The organism is uncultured Sunxiuqinia sp., from assembly GCF_947495665.1.
Lineage (GTDB): Bacteria > Bacteroidota > Bacteroidia > Bacteroidales > Prolixibacteraceae > Sunxiuqinia > Sunxiuqinia rutila.
On the sequence record NZ_CANLZV010000032.1, the window covers coordinates 1 to 5,388 of the forward strand.

A 5,388-nucleotide genomic window follows, 5' to 3' on the forward strand; every position below is an offset into this window, starting at 1 on the left:
GAAAGGCGACGACCTACTCTCCCACATTTCTGCAGTACCATCGGCGCTGGCGGGCTTAACTTCTCTGTTCGGAATGGGAAGAGGTGGAACCCCGCCGCAATAATCACCTAAATTCTTGCTTTGCTTACTACTTCAATTTAATCTTGAAGCGTACTCAACACTTAAATACGTTTAACATACCGGGAAAAAATGTAAATTAACCTAAAACCTTAAAATCACAATGAAAGTCTACGGGTAATTAGTACTGCTCGGCTACGCCCATTGCTGAACTTCCACCTGCAGCCTATCAACGTGATAGTCTCTCACGACCCTTAAAGGAAATCTCATCTTGAGGCAGGCTTCGTGCTTAGATGCTTTCAGCACTTATCCCTTCCACACATAGCTACCCTGCAATGCAGCTGGCGCCACAACAGGTACACTAGAGGTATGTCCACCGCGGTCCTCTCGTACTAGCGGCAGGCCCTCTCAAATTTCCAACGCCCACAACAGATAGGGACCGAACTGTCTCACGACGTTCTGAACCCAGCTCGCGTGCCACTTTAATGGGCGAACAGCCCAACCCTTGGGACCTTCTCCAGCCCCAGGATGTGACGAGCCGACATCGAGGTGCCAAACCGCTCCGTCGATATGAGCTCTTGGGAGCGATCAGCCTGTTATCCCCGGAGTACCTTTTATCCTTTGAGCGATGGCCCTTCCATACGGAACCACCGGATCACTATGCTCTACTTTCGTACCTGGTCGACTTGTCAGTCTCGCAGTCAAGCGCCCTTATACCATTATACTCTACTGACGGTTACCAATCGTCATGAGGGCACCTTTAGAAGCCTCCGTTACTCTTTTGGAGGCGACCACCCCAGTCAAACTACCCACCACACACTGTCTCCCGTTTAACGGGATTAGGTTCCAAGTAAGCAAAGGGACGTATTTCAAGGATGACTCCACAAGCCCTGGCGAGCCCGCTTCATAGTCTCCGTCCTATCCTACACATCACTTACCCAGAATCAATGTGAAGTTGCAGTAAAGGTTCACGGGGTCTTTCCGTCCCGTTGCGGGTACTCGGCATCTTCACCGAGACTACAATTTCACCGAGCTCATGGCCGAGACAGTGCGCACATCGTTACACCATTCGTGCAGGTCGGAACTTACCCGACAAGGAATTTCGCTACCTTAGGACCGTTATAGTTACGGCCGCCGTTTACCGGGGCTTCGATTCAATGCTTCTCCGAAGATAACATCCCCTCTTAACCTTCCGGCACCGGGCAGGTGTCAGGCCATATACATCATCTTTCAATTTAGCATAGCCATGTGTTTTTGATAAACAGTCGCATGCGCCTTTTCACTGCGGCCCCACCGGAGTGGGGCGCCCCTTCTCCCGAAGTTACGGGGCGATTTTGCCTAGTTCCTTAGCCATGAATCACTCGAGCGCCTCAGGATTCTCTCCTTGACTACCTGTGTCGGTTTGCGGTACGGGCTTTTGATACCTGAAGCTTAGAGGTTTTTCTTGGAAGCGCTTAGGACCACTATCCGATTGCCCGAAGGCTCTCGGTACTGTCTGGTTTCAGCTCAACTCACGGATTTGCCTATGAGTCTCATAACCTACGCCATTTAACGTACTATTCCGTCAGTACGCGGGTCTTTCATTACTTCGTCACCCCATCGCAGTATCAAAAGGTATTGGAATATTAACCAATTGTCCATCGACTTCCCCCCTCGGGTACGCCTTAGGCCCCGACTAACCCTGATCCGATTAGCGTTGATCAGGAAACCTTAGTCTATCGGCGAGCAGGTTTCTCACCTGCTTTATCGTTACTTATGCCTACATTTGCTTTTCCAAACGCTCCAGCATAGCTCACGCTACACCTTCTACGCAAGATTGGAATGCTCCCCTACCATAAATCCATAGCTTCGGTGGTATATTTAATGCCCGATTATTATCCACGCCCGATCGCTCGACTAGTGAGCTGTTACGCACTCTTTAAATGAATGGCTGCTTCCAAGCCAACATCCTAGCTGTCTAAGCAATCAGACCTCGTTTGTTCAACTTAATATACACTTGGGGACCTTAGCTGATGGTCTGGGTTCTTTCCCTCTCGGACATGGACCTTAGCACCCATGCCCTCACTGCCGTGAAGCATCTTATAGCATTCGGAGTTTGTCTGGATTTGATAGGCGGTGAAGCCCTCGCATCCAATCAGTAGCTCTACCTCTATAAGACTCATACACGACGCTGCACCTAAATGCATTTCGGGGAGTACGAGCTATTTCCCAGTTTGATTGGCCTTTCACCCCTACCCACAGTTCATCCAAAAACTTTTCAACGTTTCCTGGTTCGGTCCTCCATTTTGTGTTACCAAAACTTCAACCTGACCATGGGTAGATCACCAAGGTTTCGCGTCTAGCGCTACTGACTAATTCGCCCTATTCAGACTCGCTTTCGCTTCGGCTCCGGGTCTTAAACCCTTAACCTTGCCAGTAACGACTAACTCGTAGGCTCATTATGCAAAAGGCACGCTGTCACTCCAATAAATTGAAGCTCCAACCGCTTGTAAGCGCACGGTTTCAGGTACTTTTTCACTCCCTTGTTCAGGGTGCTTTTCACCTTTCCCTCACGGTACTTGTTCACTATCGGTCTCTCAGTAGTATTTAGCCTTACCGGATGGTCCCGGCAGATTCAGACAGGATTTCTCGTGTCCCGCCCTACTCAGGATACCACTATCTTTAATACAATGTACGTGTACAGGATTATCACCTTCTCTGATGTGTCTTTCCAAACACTTCCACTTAATGTATTATCGAATGTCGTGGTCCTACAACCCCAACATTGCCGAAACAATATTGGTTTAGGCTGTTCCGCGTTCGCTCGCCACTACTTACGGAATCACTTTTGTTTTCTCTTCCTCCAGGTACTTAGATGTTTCAGTTCCCTGGGTTAGCTTCCGACATAATCGGATGGTCCGAAGACCAGGTTGTCCCATTCGGATATTTGCGGATCAATTCGTATTTGCCGATCCCCGCAACTTTTCGCAGCTTATCACGTCCTTCATCGCCTCTGAGAGCCTAGGCATCCCCCGTGCGCCCTTAATAACTTTCTCTTGATTCTTTTAAGGTTGAATGTAATTTACATTCTTGTTTTCCCAATATGTCAAAGAACTTTAAAGATAATCCCAGGTACTGAGTACATAAGTACTAAGTCCTGTTACAGACCTCTTAATGTTGATACATCCGGATTCGAACCGAATCTTTACACCTCCTGGCGTATCAGTGTTCCAATATGTTTTTTTGAACGTTTTGTCGTTTACGACTTTTCTTCTCTTATGTACGCTGCACATGTGTACTTCGTACTTCTTTGTGGAGAATAAGGGAGTCGAACCCTTGACCTCTAGAATGCAAATCTAGCGCTCTAGCCAACTGAGCTAATCCCCCATGTTCTTAGACTTTCAGATTTTAGACTTTAGATCTCAGACTTAAAACATTCTCTTGTTCTTTGGTCTGATATCTTCTTTTCTGTCATCTTCTTGTCTGTCTTTGGCAGTAGTCCCGCCCAGACTTGAACTGGGGACCTCTACATTATCAGTGTAGCGCTCTAACCAGCTGAGCTACGGGACTGTCTTTTCTTTTAGCTTTTATAACTTCAAGCTACAAGCTTTAAAGCTGACAGCTTTCCGCGTTTTGCTCTTATATTTTTTAAAAAAGTAGGGATAAAGAAAAATGCTAATCATCCGATTAATGTCTATTCCAAGCTCCAGAAAGGAGGTGTTCCAGCCACACCTTCCGGTACGGCTACCTTGTTACGACTTAACCCCAGTCACTAGTTTTACCCTAGGCCGCTCCTTGCGGTCACAGACTTCAGGTACCCCCAGCTTCCATGGTTTGACGGGCGGTGTGTACAAGGCCCGGGAACGTATTCACCGCGCCATGGCTGATGCGCGATTACTAGCGAATCCAGCTTCACGAAGTCGGGTTGCAGACTTCGATCCGAACTGAGACCAGCTTTAGAGATTAGCATCCTGTCACCAGGTAGCTGCCCTTTGTACTGGCCATTGTAACACGTGTGTAGCCCTGGACATAAGGGCCGTGCTGATTTGACGTCATCCCCACCTTCCTCTCACCTTACGGTGGCAGTCCCGCTAGAGTCCCCAGCCTAACTGATGGTAACTAACGGTAAGGGTTGCGCTCGTTATGGGACTTAACCCGACACCTCACGGCACGAGCTGACGACAACCATGCAGCACCTTGCAAATCGTCCGAAGAAAAACATCTTTCGACGTCTGTCGCTCTGCATTTAAGCCCAGGTAAGGTTCCTCGCGTATCATCGAATTAAACCACATGTTCCTCCGCTTGTGCGGGCCCCCGTCAATTCCTTTGAGTTTCACTGTTGCCAACGTACTCCCCAGGTGGCTCACTTAAGACTTTCGCTTGGCCGCATACTGTGTATTGCATACAGCGAGTGAGCATCGTTTACGGCGTGGACTACCAGGGTATCTAATCCTGTTCGCTCCCCACGCTTTCGTACCTCAGTGTCAGTTACAGTTTAGTAAGCTGCCTTCGCAATCGGGGTTCTGTGTAATATCTAAGCATTTCACCGCTACACTACACATTCCGCCTACCTCAACTGTACTCAAGCCCTGCAGTATCAATGGCAGTTCTACCGTTAAGCGGCAGGATTTCACCACTGACTTACAGGGCCACCTACGTACCCTTTAAACCCAATAAATCCGGATAACGCTTGCATCCTCCGTATTACCGCGGCTGCTGGCACGGAGTTAGCCGATGCTTATTCCTGCACTACCGTCAAAACACTACACGTAGTGCCCATTCTTGGTGCAGAAAAGAAGTTTACAACCCATAGGGCCGTCTTCCTTCACGCGGGATGGCTGGTTCAGGCTTGCGCCCATTGACCAATATTCCTCACTGCTGCCTCCCGTAGGAGTCTGGTCCGTGTCTCAGTACCAGTGTGGGGGATCATCCTCTCAGAACCCCTAGACATCGTAGCCTTGGTAAGCCGTTACCTTACCAACTAGCTAATGTCACGCATGCCCATCTTTGACCGATAAATCTTTAATTTAAAACCCATGCGAGTCTTAAATACCATGAGGTATTAATCCGGATTTCTCCGGGCTATTCCTCTGTCAAAGGTAGGTTGCATACGCGTTACTCACCCGTGCGCCGGTCGTCATCTGTCCGAAGACAATGTTACCCCTCGACTTGCATGTGTTAGGCCTCCCGCTAGCGTTCATCCTGAGCCAGGATCAAACTCTTCGTTGTATAAAAAATTTTAATCTTGTCTAGCTCGTGGAATAAACTCGTTTAATTCGCAATTCTTCCTTATCTTTCTACTTTTTCAATATTTTCAATGAACGTATCATTCTTTCAAAAAACAACCGCTTT

2 tRNA genes and 3 rRNA genes are annotated in these 5,388 nt (G+C 48.2%); all 5 read right to left on the bottom strand.

Annotation, left to right across the window (positions count from 1 at the left end):
- A 5S ribosomal RNA gene (gene rrf / locus Q1A18_RS18855) occupies window positions 1-111 on the bottom strand.
- A 107-nt stretch (window positions 112-218) separates the two neighbouring features.
- A 23S ribosomal RNA gene (locus Q1A18_RS18860) occupies window positions 219-3,092 on the bottom strand.
- A gap of 257 nt (window positions 3,093-3,349) precedes the next feature.
- A tRNA-Ala gene (locus Q1A18_RS18865) sits at window positions 3,350-3,423 on the bottom strand.
- Between the two features lie 109 nt (window positions 3,424-3,532).
- Window positions 3,533-3,606, bottom strand: a tRNA-Ile gene (locus tag Q1A18_RS18870).
- Between the two features lie 140 nt (window positions 3,607-3,746).
- Window positions 3,747-5,265: ribosomal RNA gene (locus Q1A18_RS18875) — 16S ribosomal RNA — on the bottom strand.
- The 16S, 23S and 5S rRNA genes sit together here with 2 tRNA genes alongside, the layout of an rRNA operon.
- Window positions 5,266-5,388: the final 123 nt, after the last annotated feature.